15 protein-coding genes are annotated in these 17,644 nt (G+C 56.8%); 7 read left to right on the top strand and 8 right to left on the bottom strand.

Features of this window, described 5'->3' with window-relative positions; all coding sequences use genetic code 11:
- Positions 1-56: 56 nt before the first annotated feature.
- Together yddG and cho are read left to right on the top strand one after the other, a co-directional pair.
- Positions 57-947 (top strand): aromatic amino acid DMT transporter YddG, encoded by an 891-nt coding sequence (gene yddG / locus AC6I8E_RS08160; protein ID WP_147788262.1) that lies wholly within the window; start codon positions 57-59, stop codon positions 945-947.
- 67 nt (positions 948-1,014) lie between these two features.
- On the top strand, positions 1,015-1,875 hold the full coding sequence (gene cho / locus AC6I8E_RS08155; protein WP_033782915.1) for an excinuclease Cho: 861 nt from the start codon (positions 1,015-1,017) through the stop codon (positions 1,873-1,875).
- A 72-nt stretch (positions 1,876-1,947) separates the two neighbouring features.
- Here cho and spy read toward each other — a convergent pair whose 3' ends face one another.
- The 6 genes from spy to AC6I8E_RS08125 form a co-directional block, all read right to left on the bottom strand.
- Positions 1,948-2,442: an ATP-independent periplasmic protein-refolding chaperone Spy gene (gene spy, locus AC6I8E_RS08150; RefSeq protein WP_033732453.1), complete on the bottom strand. Its 495-nt coding sequence runs from the start codon at positions 2,440-2,442 to the stop codon at positions 1,948-1,950.
- Between the two features lie 308 nt (positions 2,443-2,750).
- On the bottom strand, positions 2,751-3,746 hold the full coding sequence (gene astE, locus AC6I8E_RS08145; protein WP_033782914.1) for a succinylglutamate desuccinylase: 996 nt from the start codon (positions 3,744-3,746) through the stop codon (positions 2,751-2,753).
- Positions 3,747-3,796: 50 nt separating this feature from the next.
- On the bottom strand, positions 3,797-5,125 hold the full coding sequence (gene astB, locus AC6I8E_RS08140; protein ID WP_497824659.1) for an N-succinylarginine dihydrolase: 1,329 nt from the start codon (positions 5,123-5,125) through the stop codon (positions 3,797-3,799).
- A complete protein-coding gene (gene astD / locus AC6I8E_RS08135; protein ID WP_497824658.1) occupies positions 5,122-6,591 on the bottom strand; it encodes a succinylglutamate-semialdehyde dehydrogenase in 1,470 nt (489 codons plus the stop codon). The genes astB and astD overlap by 4 nt, the downstream gene beginning before the upstream one ends.
- Complete coding sequence (gene astA / locus AC6I8E_RS08130) at positions 6,588-7,619, bottom strand: arginine N-succinyltransferase (RefSeq protein WP_013357661.1); 1,032 nt, start codon at positions 7,617-7,619, stop codon at positions 6,588-6,590. Before astA ends, astD begins: the two co-directional genes overlap by 4 nt.
- Positions 7,616-8,836: an aspartate aminotransferase family protein gene (locus AC6I8E_RS08125; RefSeq protein ID WP_147788264.1), complete on the bottom strand. Its 1,221-nt coding sequence runs from the start codon at positions 8,834-8,836 to the stop codon at positions 7,616-7,618. Before AC6I8E_RS08125 ends, astA begins: the two co-directional genes overlap by 4 nt.
- Before the next feature lie 927 nt (positions 8,837-9,763).
- Between AC6I8E_RS08125 and AC6I8E_RS08120 the strand changes: the two genes are divergently transcribed.
- Positions 9,764-10,837, top strand: a complete 1,074-nt coding sequence (locus AC6I8E_RS08120) for a porin (protein WP_033782909.1) — start codon at positions 9,764-9,766, stop codon at positions 10,835-10,837.
- Positions 10,838-10,913: 76 nt separating this feature from the next.
- Here the strand turns inward: AC6I8E_RS08120 and AC6I8E_RS08115 are convergent, their stop codons facing one another.
- Positions 10,914-12,470 (bottom strand): putative bifunctional diguanylate cyclase/phosphodiesterase, encoded by a 1,557-nt coding sequence (locus AC6I8E_RS08115; RefSeq protein ID WP_497824657.1) that lies wholly within the window; start codon positions 12,468-12,470, stop codon positions 10,914-10,916.
- A gap of 605 nt (positions 12,471-13,075) precedes the next feature.
- On the opposite strand from AC6I8E_RS08115, the gene AC6I8E_RS08110 reads away from it, so the two are divergent.
- The 4 genes from AC6I8E_RS08110 to AC6I8E_RS08095 all read left to right on the top strand — a co-directional run bounded on the left by AC6I8E_RS08110 (position 13,076) and on the right by AC6I8E_RS08095 (position 16,052).
- Positions 13,076-14,620, top strand: a complete 1,545-nt coding sequence (locus AC6I8E_RS08110) for a methyl-accepting chemotaxis protein (RefSeq protein ID WP_033782908.1) — start codon at positions 13,076-13,078, stop codon at positions 14,618-14,620.
- Positions 14,617-14,928, top strand: a complete 312-nt coding sequence (locus tag AC6I8E_RS08105; protein ID WP_013357656.1) for a hypothetical protein — start codon at positions 14,617-14,619, stop codon at positions 14,926-14,928. The genes AC6I8E_RS08110 and AC6I8E_RS08105 overlap by 4 nt, the downstream gene beginning before the upstream one ends.
- Before the next feature lie 335 nt (positions 14,929-15,263).
- Positions 15,264-15,758 carry a MarR family winged helix-turn-helix transcriptional regulator gene (locus tag AC6I8E_RS08100; protein ID WP_107319609.1) on the top strand — a complete coding sequence of 165 codons (495 nt, stop codon included), beginning with the start codon at positions 15,264-15,266 and terminating at the stop codon, positions 15,756-15,758.
- 57 nt (positions 15,759-15,815) lie between these two features.
- Positions 15,816-16,052, top strand: a complete 237-nt coding sequence (locus AC6I8E_RS08095) for a hypothetical protein (RefSeq protein ID WP_033782905.1) — start codon at positions 15,816-15,818, stop codon at positions 16,050-16,052.
- A 154-nt stretch (positions 16,053-16,206) separates the two neighbouring features.
- Here the strand turns inward: AC6I8E_RS08095 and AC6I8E_RS08090 are convergent, their stop codons facing one another.
- On the bottom strand, positions 16,207-17,514 hold the full coding sequence (locus tag AC6I8E_RS08090) for a methyl-accepting chemotaxis protein (protein WP_497824656.1): 1,308 nt from the start codon (positions 17,512-17,514) through the stop codon (positions 16,207-16,209).
- Positions 17,515-17,644 lie beyond the last annotated feature (130 nt).

Raw genomic sequence — 17,644 nt, 5'->3', positions numbered from 1 at the left:
GCGCCTCCTTTGCCCCGGCAAGGGAGGCTTATCTCACTCACCTTGTTGATCGCTGTATGCCTGCCACCGTTTCGCGCGCCACCCTTATCGGGCTTATCGCCATTCTGCTCTGGAGCACCACCGTTGGCCTGCTGCGCAGCGTCAGTGAAGCCTTTGGCGCTACCGGCGGCGCGGCGCTGATCTACAGCACTACCGCCATGCTGCTCTGCCTGACCCGCGGCCTGCCAAAGCCCGGCACAATGCCTGCAATCTATTTATGGCTGGGCGGCATCCTCTTCGTGGGCTACGAAATTTCTCTGGCGCTGGCTATCGGGCTGGCCAGTCATCGCAGTCAGTCGCTGGAGCTGGGGATGATTAACTATCTCTGGCCCTGCCTCACCATTGTGCTGGCGATCCCATTTAATCAGCAACGTTTCCGCGTCTGGCTCTGGCCCGGACTGCTGCTGTCGCTGCTGGGTATCGTCTGGGTGATGAAAGGCAGCGGCAGCAGCTCGGCTGCGCTGCTATGGCAGAACATGCTGCGCAATCCTGTCGCCTACGCACTCGCCTTTATCGCCGCCCTGACCTGGGCGCTCTACAACAACGTTACCCGCCGCTTTGCCCGGGCTTCGAACGGCGTTACGCTGTTTTTTATCCTGACCGCGCTGGCACTGTGGATCAAATATGCCATCAGCGATCGTTCTGCGCCGATGACCTTTGCGCTGGTCCCGCTGCTGGAGGTGCTGTTTGTCGGCCTCTCTACCGCCATCGCCTACTCCGCCTGGAACCACGGGATTCAGCAGGGCAACCTGACGCTGCTGGCCACTGCCTCCTACTTTACGCCGGTGCTGTCGGCCCTGCTGGGATCGCTATGGCTCGGCCTGACGCCACCGCTGGCCTTCTGGCAGGGGGTCGCGATGATTACGTTGGGTTCGCTGATCTGCTGGCTGGCGACACGGCGTCTTTAACCAGACGGCTGGCGATCATTTCGCCTGCCTGTTATGCTGTATGGACAACCAGTAAGTGGAGTCCATTTTGGCCAGACGTGCTGCCATTCTTCGCCCCGAACCCGACGCGAATACAATTTATCAATATCCTGAACACCTGCGTGAATGGCTGGAAGGTCTGCCGAATCACCCTGGCGTCTATACCTTTCACGGCGAGAGTGAGTCGCTGCCGCTCTATATCGGTAAAAGCGTGAATCTGCGTTCGCGGGTAATGTCCCATTTTCGCACTCCTGATGAGGCGAAAATGCTGCGTCAGTCGCGGCGAGTCAGCTGGATCCCTACCGCAGGCGATCTCGGCGCACTGCTGCTGGAAGCGCAGATGATCAAAACCCAGCAACCGCTGTTTAATAAGCGACTGCGCAAAAACCGGCAGCTCTGTTCGCTGCAGATTACCGATGGCAAACCAAACGTGGTTTACGCAAAAGATCTTGATTTCAGCCAGTCTCCCAACCTTTTTGGCCTCTATCGCAGTCGCTTTGCCGCCCTTGAACGACTGAAGCAGCTTGCGGATGAGTATCAGCTCTGTCATGGCCTGCTGGGTCTGGAAGCGCTGAGTGCGGGACGAGGCTGCTTCCGTTCGGCACTGCGCCGCTGCGCCGGTGCCTGCTGCGGTAAAGAGCCGGTCAGCGATCATCAGGATCGTCTGCTGGAAGCGCTGGAAAATGTGCGGGTCTTTTGCTGGCCGTGGCAGGGTGCCGTAGGTCTGGTGGAGGAAGGCAAAGAGATGACGCAGATCCACGTCATCGACCACTGGTTCTATCTCGGTTCGGTCAGCAGCATGGATGAAGCCAGAAAACTGCAGCGGCCCAAAGGCGGTTTTGACCACGACGGCTACAAAATTCTCTGCCGCCCGATTCTGTCGGGTGCCTACCCTATTCTTCCGCTATAAAAAAACCGCCGATGCTGCCCACTCATTTCAGTGGACAGCGTCGGCGGTCTCAGACCGTTGGCTTAATTAAGGTTATTCAGCCGGTTCTGCTGGCGGTGCCATTTTTCCTTCGTGCGGGCCTTTCTCAGTCAGACGCTTTTCAAAGTTCGCGTTGTACTGTTTTTTCTGCTCCGGCGTCAGCACGTTATAGAGCTTGTTCTGCGTTTCCAGCATCTTCAGCGCATGCTCTTTTGCATTGGCAGACATTTTTTCTGCCTGCGCTTCTGCTTTGCTCTGATCAAAGCTGTCAGAGGCAATGATGCTGTGGGCTGCGCGACGCTCATCCAGCGACGGACGCTGCATATCTTTGTGGCTCTCTTTCATGATGTCGCGCATCTGCGTTTTCTGCGCGTCGGTCAGGTTCAGACCTTTAAACATCATCTCCGGGCCATGGCGCATTGGCGGTTTGTGCATCGCTTTTTCGCTGCCCGCTGGCGGTGGAGTCAGGTTATCTGCTGCTGCATGGACGGCGGTGGCTGCACCAAACGCCAGCGAAGAAGCCAGTAAAAGGGAAGTCAGTTTGCGCATAATCGTGTCCTTATAATTCATGATAATGACGACAGCACTCTGTCGCGTCTTCGGAAACAAGCATACGACGCTGAACGTCAACTACTCAGAGCCTGAGTAAAGCCGTGAAAGCATAAAAGATAAAAATCGGGCAATCATGAAGAGAATAAGAAGAAAGGCGTGAGGAATTGAAAACGTTTATGAATTTACAGCGAATTTCGCAGAAATCATGGAGGAGTGTAATGGTTACGACAGGAAAGCGGAAGGCTCTCTCCCGCTTTTCCTGCCGATTTTTTAGCACCGATGAACGGCACCGGTAACTTCAGGCATCAGACCGGCAGTGCCTGGGTCTGTTCGCCCTCTTCTATCAGCATCAGTCCGGCACGCAACCCGGCTGCTACATTGGGGTTCGGGAACAGCACATATTCCCGTGCCTGCTGCACGTAATAGCGGGTGTTGCCATCTTCCGCCAGCAACGTCCCCTGTGGAAAGGCGGTAAAGTTCAGCGTTTCCGGTGACATATGCAGCGTAAAGTGCTCACTCAGCCGGGTGATCTGCTGCGCGACCCGATAATGGCGCGGCTTAACCGTAGTGACGGGCATGGCTTCACCATAGAGTAACGATGCCAGCGCCTGCTGTGCCGCACTGAACTGACTGAGATCGTTCTCGCCAAACGGCAACGCTTTGCCCAGCTCCAGGGTGCAGCTGGCCGCACCGAAGTGCTCGCAGCTGAAATGAGTAAAGGTGCCGCCCGGCGCACGATGAAATACCAGCGCTTCCAGACCGGCTGCGGCCAGCCAGTCGAGAAACCCGGGCGGCCAGGGGCGCTCGTTGTGCGGCATCACGCCGAACTGAGGATGGTAAGAGCCGCGAATCGCGGTGTGCATGTCGAGATGCCAGCGCGTCTCATCGCACTCACCCAGCTGCCAGAACGTTTCCAGCGTCTGCTCCAGCCGCAGCACGCGGCGGGCCTCATCGCTATCGTCAATCTGCTGCCAGCGTCCGCCAAACAGCCGGTTGATGTCATAGCGCACATAGCGCTTGCCAGCCCGCAACGCTGACGGGTTACCCAGAATCACCAGCATGCGCTGCTGCAACGGTTTTTCGCCGCGCAGCAGGGGATTAATCAGCTGGTTCACGATTTCAACCGGAGCGGTTTCATTACCGTGGATCCCGGCGGAAAGCACCAGCGCCTGTTTAACCGGCACCGTTGGCTCCATTAACAGTATGCCGTGATACAACCACTGCCAGCGAAGATGCGCCGTTTCACCACTACGCTTACGCGGTACTTCGCCGGAGAGCGTTTGCTGTAAAAAGTCCTGCATCGTTCCTCCTTTTCGCCCTGAGCAGGCGGCAGCCTGAGCTGCCGCCTCCTTCACTGCTGAAATGCATATACATTTCCTAAGTCTAGCAGCTTCGTCAGTTCATCCAGCGCGTCACGTCCCTCACGCAGCAACTGCGGGTCGACCAGGTCGGCCTGGGTCAGGCGATCGCGGTAGTGACGGTCAACCCAGTGATTCAGCGTATTGAAGAGCCTGTCGTTCATCAGCACCGCCGGATTGACTGCCTGCTGCTCCTGAGGCGTCAGCACCACCCGCAAGCGCAGGCAGGCCGGGCCTCCCCCGTTATACATGCTTTCGCGCAGATCAAACACCTTCAGGGCTTTCAGTGGCGTATCACCTTCGACCTGTTCACACAGATAGCGCCAGACACCCGGATGCTGACGTGACTCTTCCGGCAGCACCAGCATCATGCTACCGTCAGGACGGCTGAGCAGCTGGCTGTTAAACAGATAGGTCTCTACCGCCTCTTTTACCGAGACCCGATCTGCTGGTACTTCCAGTGTCACAAAGCCGGGTACGCGCGCCCGAAGCTGCGCCAGCAGCTCAGGCTGATTAACAAAGGCGTGCTGATGACAGAACAGCATCTGCTGGTTGCTGACCGCAATCACATCGTTATGAAACACGCCCTGATCGATCACCGCAGGATTCTGCTGCGCGAACAGCACGCTTTCGGGTGAAAGCTGATGCAGACGGGCCACTGCCTCGCTGGCCTCACGGGTCTGCCGCGCCGGATAACGCTGCGGAGCGTTGCCCTCATGACTGCTGTCGCGGCCATAGACAAACAGCTGCACGCCGCGCTCGCCATAGGCGCCGCCGAACCGGTTGTGGTTAGCCGCCCCTTCATCACCAAACATCGCCACCTGCGGTAGCGCATCGTGCACCGCAAAATGGCGATCGTCGCGGAAGATGGAACGCAGCAGCCAGGCCGTTTCCGGCGCTTCCATCGCCCGGTGGAATTTGTTGTTAAGGTTTGCCACCGTCAGGTGAACCCGGCCATCCACGCTGTCCGCGGACGGCGAAACCGTAGCGGCATTGGCAACCCACATCGCCGACGCGGAGCTGCAGGCGGAGAGTAATCCCGGCGCGGTTTTGCCGGCTGCCGCCAGCACCTGCTCATCGTTGCCGCTGAATCCGAGCTGACGCAGCGCCGCAATATTGGGCCGCTCATGTGGCGGGATCACGCCCTGCACGTAGCCCATATCGGCCAGCGCTTTCATCTTCAGCAGCCCCTGCTTTGCCGCCAGACGGGGATTCGAGGGCTGCAGCTGGTTGCGGGTTGAAGCTTCGTTACCAAACGACAGCCCGGCATAGTGGTGCGTTAATCCCACCAGTCCATCAAAGTTGGCTTCGGTTGCCTTCATGATGTTTTCTCCGGCGCGGAGAAATCCAGGCCCGGCGACAACGTGGTGGGCAGCGTCAGGTCCGGCGTCTCCAGTGAGGCCATCGGCCAGGCGCAGTAATCCGCCGCATACCAGGCGCTGGCGCGATGGTTACCCGACGCCCCAATGCCGCCAAACGGTGCCGTACTGGCTGCGCCCGTCAGCGGTTTGTTCCAGTTGACGATACCGGCACGCGCTTCCAGCAGCAGTTGATCAAACTGCTGGCGCGAAGGCGAGATTAATCCGCACGACAAGCCGTAACGGGTCTGGTTCGCCAGCATAATCGCCTCATCAAAGGTGTCATAGCGGACGACGCCCAGCAGCGGGCCAAAGACCTCTTCATCCGGGATGCCCTGCACATCGGTTAAATCAATAATGCCTGGCGTCAGTATGGCGCTGTGGCGATCCGGCCAGCGCATCGCCAGCAGCACTTCGCCACCCGCCTCCACCCGACGTTGCCACTCACCCATAATCTTCTCTGCCGCGCCGGTGGAGATCACGCTGCCCATAAAGGGTTGCGGCTCAGCATTCCAGGCGGCCGGTTGCAGTCGCCCCGCCACTTCAGCCAGCCGCTGCAGAAAGGCATCACCCGCCTCGCCACGTTTAACCAGCAGACGCCGGGCGCAGGTGCAGCGCTGACCGGCGGTAATAAAGGCGGACTGTAACGTGATGTTGACGGCCGCATCCAGGTCAGCCGGATCTTCTACAATCAGAGCGTTATTGCCGCCCATCTCCAGCGCCAGCATCTTCTCAGGCTGACCGGCAAACTGGCGATGCAGCTGATAGCCGGTATGGGCGCTGCCGGTAAACAGCAGGCCATCAATCTGGCTACAGGTGGCCAGCGCCTGACCGGTTTCACGTCCACCCTGCAACAGCGCCAGCACGCCAGCTGGCAGGCCCGCGGCCAGCCAGATCTCAGCCGTTTTCTCGGCGGTCAGCGGCGTCAGTTCACTGGGTTTAAAGACCACGCAGTTACCCGCCAGCAGCGCCGGAACGATATGCCCGTTTGGCAGATGACCGGGGAAGTTATAGGGACCAAATACCGCCAGTACCCCGTGCGGACGATGGCGCAGCGAGCTTTCGCCTTCATGCTGCTCACCGGTGCGGCTATGGTACGCCTTCACCGAAAAGCCGATTTTATTGATCATCGCGCCGACTTCAGTCAGCGCTTCCCAGCGCGGCTTGCCGGTTTCACGAGCGATGGTTTCTGCCATGTCTGTTTTGTGCGCTTCAAGCCCGGCGGCAAATTTCTCTATGATCGCCTGCCGTTCCGCCAGCGGGCGTCTGGCCCAGGCCGGAAAGGCGGCGCGCGCCGCGTCACAGGCCGCCGTAACCTGCGCGGCCGATGCTGCCTGGCCCTGCCATAGCGTCTCGCCGCTGACCGGATCCGCTTTGGTCAGGATCTCCGCGTCGCCGCTCAGCCATTCTCCCTTTATCAGGTGCGTCATGCTGTTTTCTCCTCTTTGCAGAGCGTCACTACGCGCAGGCTGTCGCCCGGCTGGCAGTGGAGCGCCTGCATCTGTTCATCCGTGAGTTGCACGCTGTCGCCGTCGGCATGGGCCGGGATCAGCGCCACACGGAACTGGCGGTAATGGTTATTGGCAACCAGGCAGAGCGGCGCATCAGCCGGATTTTCGCCCGGCTCTGCGCTGCGCAGACGGCTTTTGCGTACGGCGCGAATGTGGTCGATATCACACTCCAGCGTCGGACCGCCATCAAAAATGTCGACATAGTTAAGGTAGCGGAAGCCTTCCGCCTCCAGCACGGCACGGGCCGGTGCGGTGTGTGGATGTACCTGTCCGATGACCGCCTGCGCCTCTGGCGTCAGGTAGTCGATATAGAGCGGATGCTTTGGCATCAGCTCCGCGATAAAGGACTTCTGGCCGGTGCCGCTGAGGAAATCGGCCTTACTGAACTCCATTGAGAAGAAACGGCTGCCGACGCTCTCCCAGAACGGTGAATGCCCCTGCTCATCGCTGACGCCACGCATCTCAGCCACCACCCGATTGGTGAAGCGTTCACGGAAACTGGCCATAAACAGGAAGCGGGACTTCGACAGCAGATAGCCGTTTTTGCCGTCACGGTAGTCAGGATCGAGGAACAGCGTGCAGAGCTCACTGCTGCCGGTGTGATCGTTACTCAGCGACAGGGTGGGCAGCGCGGCATAGACATTCAGCTCTTTCGAAGCGTGCACCTGGGTGCCGACGCGAAAGTTGTACCAGGGATCCTGCAGGCCGACCGCCACCTCAATGGCGCAGATGCCCACGGCGCGGTTATCTTCACTATCCGCCAGCACAAAGACATAGCCCTGCTCTGCGCGCGGCAGCGTATCCTCCCAGGTCTGCAGCGATCGATCGATACGCGCCTGTAACGTGGCGCTATCAACGGGCAGCGAGGTCAGCCCGCCGCCGGTTTTACCGGCCAGCGCCATCAGCTGGCTTAAATCATCGCGTTCAACCGGACGGATTACCATCATGATGCGGACCCTCGTACCAGGCGTTCACACACCTCGGCAAAGCGTGCCATGCCGAGCTTCACTTCCTGCTCACTGATATTCAGCGCGGGGGCAAAACGGACCACGTTAGCCCCGGCAATCAGCACCATCACGCCCATCTCAGCGGCGGCCAGATTGATCTCTTTGGCTTTACCGGCAAAGTCGTCGCTCAGCACTGCGCCAATCAGCAGACCCAGACCGCGCACCTCTTTAAACAGATGCAGGCGCTGATTGATCTCATCCAGGGCCGCGACAATCCACTCGTGACGCTGCGTGACACCCGTCATCATGTCAGGCTGGTTGATCAGCTCCATCACTTTACCGGCGACCGCGCCCGCCAGCGGATTGCCGCCATAGGTGGTGCCATGGGTGCCGACGCCCATTACCCGCGCCAGATCGTCCCGGGTCAGCATCGCACCTATCGGGAAGCCGCCGCCCAGCGCTTTGGCGCTGGTGAGGACATCCGGCGTGACGCCATAATGCATATAGGCGTAGAGCGAACCGGTACGACCCACGCCGCTCTGCACTTCATCAAAAATCAGCACGGCCTGATGCTTATCACAGAGTTCACGCAGTCCACGCAGGAACGCCGGATCGGCAGGCAGCACGCCGCCCTCACCCTGGATCGGTTCAACAATGACGGCGCAGGTATGGTCATTAATCAGTTCAGCGGCTGCAGCCAGATCGTTAAACGGCGCATGCTGGATCTCAGGCGGCAACGGCGCAAAATCTTTTGAGTAGGCGGGCTGACCACCGGCTGACACGGTAAACAGGGTGCGCCCGTGAAACGCATTCTTAAACGCCACAATGCCACTTTTATGCGGGCCGACACGGTCATGTGCCACTTTACGGGCCAGCTTCAGCGCCGCTTCGTTCGCTTCCGCCCCGGAGTTACAGAAGAACACCCGGTCAGCGAAGGTGGCGTCGATCAACTGCTTCGCCAGTCGCAGGATCGGTTCGTTGGTGTAGCCATTACCGGTGTGCCATAACCGTGCGGCCTGTTCCTGCAACGCCTGCTGCAATGCCGGATGCGCATGCCCTAACGCATTAACAGCGATGCCACCGGCAAAGTCGATATAGTCTTTACCGTTTTGATCCCAGACGGTGGAGCCTTCTGCGCGAACCGGTATAAAGGTCGCAGGTGCATAAACCGGCATCATCCATTGATCGAAATCGTGACGTGAAACGTGCAGTGCCATAACCCACTCTCCTGCTTTACTTTACCGGCCAGGTAAAGCTTATGTTTTAAAATTGTTAAAGGTTGTTGTAGTGCAGCCCTACTGTAGAGTGCAGTTAACGTGCCAGCCAGACAATTAATGCATAAAATGGTCATCACAACGGAATATCAATGAGTTAGATGCTGACAATATTCAATTAATTTGCATATATAGTGAATAATTGTCTGATTGCAGCGGCAAAGCCGGGTTTTAAACAGCGGAATTATGCATTCGCGGGATGAAATATCGCTTTTGTGATCGCTGATAAATTATCTCTCCATAAAAACCCATTTCCTGCCCTGTTTTAGCGCAGTTTGCCTCTCACTGGTGCAGCGGTGGTCGCCGGATTTCGCCTGAACTAAGAGCGCTAAATAGCGAAAATTAACAAACTATTTTCATTTATCACGCCTGGCGGATTAATTTTACCGCCTGTCATCGATTAATTAATGAGCAATGTGATGACACTTTAATCAGTGTCGTGCAGATTATTTCTGACGTGATTATCGGGCGGGAAATAATATTTCTGAAAAGATGAACAGATATTAATATGCAGACTAATGATTAGAAGGGAATCCTTGTGAAATTATCACTTTCATAAAACTCACTATAATTAATACAGGGAGTGATGTGATTCAATTATATACAGTTAACTTATGGATTATAGTGTGTTTTTTTAACTAATTTATTGATTATAATGTAGTTTTACACCATACCCCCTTAAGGTTTTATTAGAAGAAAATCTTATTACCTTGTCATTTAATCTTCTGTCCCCTGCTGTTATTCATTAGCTGAATATAGACATCACATTTTGTTACTTTTATTACGCTTTGTAATTTTAACTTTTTGTGTCATTTTCATTTCACCCCGAAACAGGGGAATAATAATTAATGAATACAGGGTAATAATTAAATGATGAAGCGCACTTTACTAACGGCTATTATGCCGTTACTGATCGGTCTTTCTTCCGCACAGGCCGCAGAAATTTATAACAAGGATGGCAATAAGCTGGACCTGGTCGGCAAGATTAACGTGTCACACCTCTTTTCTGACGACGATAACAACAACGGTGATACCTCTTCTTATGCCCGTTTTGGTTTTAAGGGTGAGACGAAGATTACCGATCAGCTCACCGGTTATGGCTTCTGGCAGTATCAGTACAGCCTTCACAACTCTGAAGGCAGTGACGCACAGGCCACCAACCGTACCCGTCTGGGCTATGCTGGCCTGAAATTTGGTAAGGCCGGTGCGCTGGATTACGGACGTAACTATGGCCTGGTCTATGACGCGCTGAGTTACACCGATATGCTGCCGTTCTTCGGCGGCGATTCCGGTTATACCGACGCCTTCCTCTCTGGCCGCTCAACCGGCGTGCTGACCTGGCGTAACAGTGATTTCTTTGGTCTGGTAGACGGGTTAAACCTTGCTGCACAGTATCAGGGTAAAAACGACCGCAGCAGTAACATCGACGGCGTGCGTCGTTCGAATGGCGATGGTTTTGCCCTCTCCGCGTCTTATGACTTCGATTTCGGCCTGAGCTTCGCTGGCGCGTTTGCCAGCCTGGATCGCACCACGGCGCAGAACGCAGCCGCACGCGGTGAAGGCGAAAAAGCCCAGCACTGGGCAACCTCAGTCAAATATGATGCGAACCAGGTTTATCTGGCCGCAATGTACGGCGAAACCCTGAACGCCACGCCGATCAGCGGCGGCTTCGCCAACAAAGCGCAAAACTTTGAAGCCGTGGCGCAGTATCAGTTCCTGAACGGCTTCCGTCCATCCGTGGGTTACGTCTCATCGAAGGGCAAAGAGATTGAAAATATCGGCGATGCCGACATTATTAAGTACACCGCCGTGGGTGCCACTTACTACTTCAACAAGAACATGTCGGTCTATGGTGAATACCGCATCAACCTGTTGAAAGATAATAACCCGCTCGGTCTGGCGACCGACGACATCACCGCGCTGGGTCTGATTTACCAGTTCTGATGAGACAGCAGGCCCGGCGCTTCCTGCCGGGCCTGTTTACTGACTCATGCCAGCCATAATCCGTTCTCACGCCAGTTTAGCCCAGCGCCCTGACTAAGTTAACCGCCACAGCCTCTTCCTCCATCAGCTCTTCCACGTTGGCCGACGCCAGCAGCGTGGTTGCCTGCCCGGCAGGCACCGGACGGCTGAATAGATACCCCTGACCATAATCACAGCCGCGTTTTCTCAGCCACCGCAGCGTAGCGACATCCTCGATGCCCTCTGCCGTAATCACCACATTCAGCCCCTGACAGAGCGCCAGCAGCGTTTCCACGACTTTTCGCTGCTCCGACCCGGTCACAATTCCGGCAATAAACGTCTGATCAATTTTGATTTTGGTAATCCCCAGCCCCAGCAATACGGAGAGGTTGGAATAGCCAGTGCCGAAATCGTCCAGTACCACGCCAATACCGGCCTCTTTCAGCAGGCGGATCGCCTCGCGGGCATCATCAGAGATAGCCATAACGTTCTGTTCCGTGATCTCCAGTTCCAGCATGACCGGTCCGGCATGCTGCATGATGTGGGACAGACAGGTGGTCAGCGACGGTCTCAGCAGCTGCTCCGGGGTAATGTTCAGCGACAGGCAGAGCCCGGCAGGCCATGCCCGTGTTGCACTGACCGCATCCTGCAGCAGCGCCACCGTCATGCTGTCCATCAGCCCCAGCCGTTCCACCACCGGCAGAAACTCAGCGGGTGAAACCGTCTGCCCCGACGCGGTGATCCAGCGTGCCAGTATTTCAAAGCCGGTAATGTTTCCGCTTCGCAGCGACACCAGCGGCTGCAGAAAGGGAACGATGGCGTGGCCGCTGACGGCAGCAACGACCTCCTGCTCCAGCCTTTCCCGCTGGCGAAAGCGCAGCTCCATGTCTGGTGTGAATCGCGCCAGATGAGAACGCGTGTTCTGTTTAGCTTCGTACAGCGCCAGATCCGCCGCCCGCACCACATCGGCCTGCCCGGTGCAGGCTGAACTGGCAATGCCTGCAGAGAGACTGAGGAAGGTATGCGGGCCGGTCCGGATGGATGCTGCATGCTGACAGAGACTTTCAGCGGCGGCCAGCGCCTGCTCAGCCTGCGACGCCGCGGTTACGATAGCAAACTCATCCCCACCAATGCGAAACACCTGGCTCTGCGTGCCCGCCGAGGTGGTCAGCAGTCCGGCCAGCGCAACCAGCGTGGCGTCGCCCTGACGATGACCGTTCAGGTCATTGATACTCTTGAAATCATTGATGTCGAGCAGCGTCAGGGTATAAGGCACCTCGCCGGTATTCAGCGCAGCAAGGTGTGCGGTGAATGATCGGCGATTCATCACGCCGGTCAGCGCATCCGTGCCGGCCAGCCTGAGTGCGTTTTTTTCTGCACTCAGCGATCTGCGGACCAGATTCACGATAAACAGCGCCGGAATAATCATTGCCAGCCCGGCAAATGCAGTCGCAGTCAGGATAAAACGCACCCGCTCGCTGGTTTCGAAACCGGGATCGTAGCCCAGGCCCAGCAGGCTGGAAATCCGCGCCTCAAGCCCGAATTCCCACAGTATGGAGAGTAAAATGATGGTCGCAATATTCAGCACTGCGAGCCAGAAAAGTTTCAGGCGCATGCGTTCATTCCCGGTGATGGAGAGTGTCAGAGTGTTGTTTTAATTATCTGTAAAAACCCGGGGTGGATTTCTCATAGCCTGTCAGCTTAACTGCCGACGATAATCACCCCTCCGCTATTTCTGCTCATAGAAATCACGCGTTCTCACCCGCCTCGCGCCAGCACAACAGAAGACCTGCTCTGCGCGGCGCGTGCCGGTGACGTCATCAATATCGATGAGTGTTCTATCGGCAGCGGCGACCAGATTAACAGGCCGGTCCGGTTATATTTATGCATTACGACGGTTTCGACGGGTTATACGACCGAAAAGGCGGGACACTACACAGCGCGTCAGGATGTACTGTGAAAGGGACATTAACTTACGAATTAACAAGAACTTGCCCTGTTATCGCCACCGTAAGTCGTTGCGCAAATTTGCGTGACAGAGCCTGGAAGCACGACGCTTTTTTATTTATTTCCGGTGGTCTGATTGCATGGTAGACATTCCGGCATATCGTACTTTTATCGCACAAAACTAAATAGCACTCAATTTAGTTAAGTACAACCCTACAGAACCCTCTCCGGCTGCCGATACCGAGTTACCCAACGAACTCTTCTGGAAGATCGATGAAAATCTCAACGCGCCTTAGCGCAGGTTTTGGCCTGCTGATTTTGCTGTTTATTATTTGTGCCGGTACCGCGATTCAGGCGCTGAACAGCGCCCGTAATAGCATGGACGAGGTGGTCAATGTCCGGCTGAAAAAGTACCAGACCGTGCTGGATATGCGTGGCGGCGTGCGGGATATGGCCATTGCAGTGCGTAACCTGGCCCTGATGACCGATCCTGTTGCGATGAAGCCAGAATGGGAACGTCTGCAAAAACAGCGGGCGCTTTACATCAGCAATCGTGAAGCGCTGTCGCGCATGATGCAGACTGACGCCGGCCCCGCGGGACGCGAGGCGATGAGCAGAATTGAATCTGCCGAAGAGGCCGCGCTATCCACCCTGATGAACGCCGGAAAACTCGGGCTGGAAAACCGTCAGCAGGAGGTTACCGACTATCTATTAACCGTAGCGCGTCCTGCGCAGCAGACTCTGCTTAAAGCGATCAACGATCTGACTGAGCTGGAGATGCGCAACAGTCGGGATGCGGTGGTGGAAAACGGGAACGCTATCGCCCGTACCACCTGGATACTGATCATCCTGGCAGCGATCTCCGTGCTGGCTGCGGTCGCCACCTGCGCGTTTATTGTGCGTATGCTGATGCGTCAGCTGGGCGGCGAACCTGTTCAGGCACAGGCGCTGGCTGCCGCGATCGCGGCTGGTGATCTCACCTCCGCGGTTACGCTGCGCGGTGGCGACAGCACCAGCCTGCTTGCTTCGTTAAGCGGTATGCAGACCAATCTGCGCGGGCTGGTAACGCAAATCAAGGATGCTTCCGCTTCGGTGGCGCTGGCGGCCGATGAGATTTCCCAGGGCAACAGTGAGCTGTCATCCCGTACCGAGCAGCAGGCTGCTGCGCTGCAGGAAACCGCAGCGAGCATGGAGCAGCTCACCGCCACGGTAAAAAGCAATGCGGCGGGCGCGCATCAGACGGCGGGTTCAGCACGCGAGGCTGCCACACTGGCTCATGCAGGCGAAGCGGATGTTCAGCGCCTGTCAGAAACCATGCATGACATTTCGCTGAGTGCCGTGCGGGTGCGTGACATTACGTCGGTGATTGAGGGCATCGCTTTCCAGACCAATATTCTGGCGCTTAACGCCGCAGTAGAAGCAGCACGTGCCGGGGAAGACGGTCGCGGATTTGCCGTGGTCGCGGGTGAGGTCCGATCGCTGGCCCAGCGCAGCGCCACTGCGGCACGCGACATCAAGCAGCTGATTGAACAGGCGGTGACGCAGGTCGAGGAAGGTGTCACGGTGGCCGCAGGAACGGGTGAGCGCATCCTGAAAATTGTCAGCCGCGTAGGTGAACTGGCCGATGCCATGGACAACCTTTCACTCTCCTCCGGTGAGCAGATGCAGGGCATCTCCCAGGTCAGCATTGCGGTGAGTCAGATGGATGGCGTCACGCAGAATAACGCCGCGCTGGTACAAGAGTCCTCTTCTGCGTCACAGTCCCTGCTGGCGCAGGCGCGCGACCTGCGTGGCATGGTCGGGACCTTCACCGTATGAACCCTTCCGGCGGACACCGTTCCGCCGATACGGCTGATCTTATCAGCCGTATCGGCGGGCTAAAACAGGACGTGGATATTCTGCTGCAGCAGCTCAGCGAAGGGGAGTATCTGAGCGTGGATACCTTCGCCAATAACTGGATACATCTGACCGAGCTTTACAGCCGGATTCAGGCGCACATGAGTGACCGCGCCCTGATGGATAAACTGGTGCGTAGCGACCTGCTACTAGCCGCTGACCTGCTGGCGGTGGGAAGAATGATTGCGGTCATGGATAACTTTCTGCGCTGCGCGGTCATTACCCGATGACCGGATCGTGGCGCTGACAGTGTGCGACATTCGCTTCTACGTTAAACGCTGAAATGATGCGGCAAATTTCAGCCGATTTGCCCCTGGCGCACGTTGTGTGCCAGGGGCTACGCCCGGTTATGTTGACTTCAATTTAATTTGACTCAATACTGAGCCACCTTTCACACGGAGGCGCAGCCAACGGCTTTTCCTCTCGCCGCGAAAGCGCCTGAAAGTTAGGTGTCTGACACCCGACAAAAGATGCTGCCGCAGTCCGCATCTTCCCGATACACGCTTAGCAAGACTTCAGGGCTGACAAGCCACCGGTGGTCTGGCTCTCCTGCCCCGGACTGAGAATGAGTAAAGATATGAATGATGAAACCGCGGGGATCGCTGATACATCTCCCGCCAGTGCAGCGCCTGAAACCATCGACCAGTTTCTCTGCTTTGCGCTCTACTCCGCATCGCTCGCCATGACAAAGCTCTATCAGTCGCGGCTGAAACCGCTGGGGCTGACCTATCCGCAGTATCTGGTACTGCTGGTGCTGTGGGAAAAAGATGCCCTGACCGTCTCCGATATTGGCGCACGCGTGCGGCTGGATTCCGGCACACTCAGTCAGCTTCTGAAGCGGCTGGAGAGCGCAGGCATCATCTGTCGGCAGCGTGACACAGGGAAGGATGAGCGCCGGGTTGTGGTCTCCCTGACGGAACAGGGCCACCAGCTCAAAGTCGCGGCGGCGGGCGTCCCGGCCGATATGGTCTCCGTAATGGATACCGCCTGCAGTGAGCTTGGTGAACTGACGACCCAGGTTGCCACGCTGCGGGAAAAACTGCTTAAGGCCCTGCCATGATGCTGGCTTTCGATAAACGTGCGGGCAGGCTGAATCACCGAAGCGTTGTCCGATCAGATGCTTTTCAGCAGAATTGCTGCACTGGAGTTTCTTTTGAGTACCGATAAACCAGCGGATATGGATGATGTCTATGCCGTGGTAGGACAGGCTGTTTCCAGCCTGCTGAAGTCAGGCAAGACGGCAGGCATACAGGAAATCATCGCGTTCCTGAAACAACAGGAAGCGCGATCGGTCAACGGCCAGAGAGAAGTTTACGCCAGAGCCGTTCGTGTCGTGACGAAACTGGTTAACTGACCCCTGCCGGGCTGAGCGACGCTTTTAAGGTAAGCGTCACAATCGCCATTCCTCATTCTCCTGTTCGTAACAACGCCGGACCTGGCCCAATGAATCCCTGTTCTTCAGGGGCACGCCTTCACCGGCCCTGTTTATCCGGCCGGTTCAGACGTCGTTATTCGCTATGCGCTGCCCGGGCAACGTCTCTGACGGCGCTTTCAACCCGCTCTGAATCTTTCTGAATGCTGGCTATCACTTCCCCCGCCTCACGCATCAACAGTACCCCCTGGCCGGTGTTCGCCAGCGAAGTTTCAATTCCCCGCAGCACCTCTCTGGCCAGTTGATTATTCCCTGCTACCACCCGCTCAATTTCTTCGGTCGCACTGCTGACGCTGGCCGCCAGGCTGCGGACCTCTGCCGCCACGACGGCAAAGCTGCGGCCCGACGTGCCTGCGCGCGCCGCTTCAATGGCGGCATTCAGTGCAATAAGGCGGGTCTGCATGGCAAAGCGCCGGATGGTTTCAACCATGCCATCAATGCTGTCAGACTGGCTGTTCAGGCGCGTGACGTCTGCCGACACCACACTCATCTCTTCAGCAATCCGGCTGATCATCTGAATGCTGTTGTCGATAACATCCGCGCCCGCCTGTGCACTTCCCCGCGTCTGGACAGCCATGTTCCAGGCATTTAACGCCGCGTCATACTCCTGCTGATTACGCAGCACCTGTTCCGTCACATCGGTGGCGAATTTAACAATTTTAGTAAGCTGTCCATCGCTGTTGAATACCGGATTGTAAGTGGCCCTGAGCCAGAGCGGTTCGCCACGCCGGTTAAGACGGGGAAACTGGCCCGAAAAGAACTCGCCCTGATTCAGCCTCAACCAGAACTGCCGGTACTCCTCACTCTGAGAGAGTGCATCCGAACAGAAAAGCCGGTGATGCTTTCCTATGACTTCGGCAGCCTGATAGCCGGTAGCCTTCAGGAAGTTATCATTTGCCTCCAGCACGTGGCCGTCAGGACGAAAGGCGATTACGGCCATGGAGCGGCTGATCGCATTGATAATCGACTCCTGCTCCAGTGATGACTGCATTCTCTCTGAAATATCCGCGGCTATTTTCACGATTTTGAAAACCCGTCCGCGCCGGTCAGTCACCGGAATATAGCTTGCCTCCAGCCAGACTGGTCGCATGCCTTTAGCCAGCCGCAGATATTTATCACTGAAGCTTTCACCTGCCGCCAGACGCTGCCAGAAACGGCGATATTCTGGCGAGTTAACCAGCGCGGGCGGACAGAACATGCTGTGATGCTGACCAACAATTTCTTCCGCCCGGTATCCCATGGCCGCCAGAAATAGCGGGCTGGCTTTCTGAATAATGCCCTCAGGCGTGAACTCAATCACGGGCATAGCGCGCCCCAGCGATCGGAATGACGCGGCGGCGTGCAGGCCACGCTGACGGAGAAAAGAAGGGACAAGATATTTCATTAAACTCAGGCGCATCAGCAGGACCAGTAAGCGGTGGAATTGCTTTTGTTATCGGCATATTGCCGGCGTCCCTTACGCATCGCTGCGATAGTTGCGGCTGATGATTGCAACACGATGTTACTACTGACAC

The sequence above is a fragment of the Pantoea sp. X-Soil-YNGN-785 genome (assembly GCF_059730585.1).
Note: the sequence above shows the minus strand (reverse complement) of the source record. Positions and strands in the feature narration are given on the sequence as shown.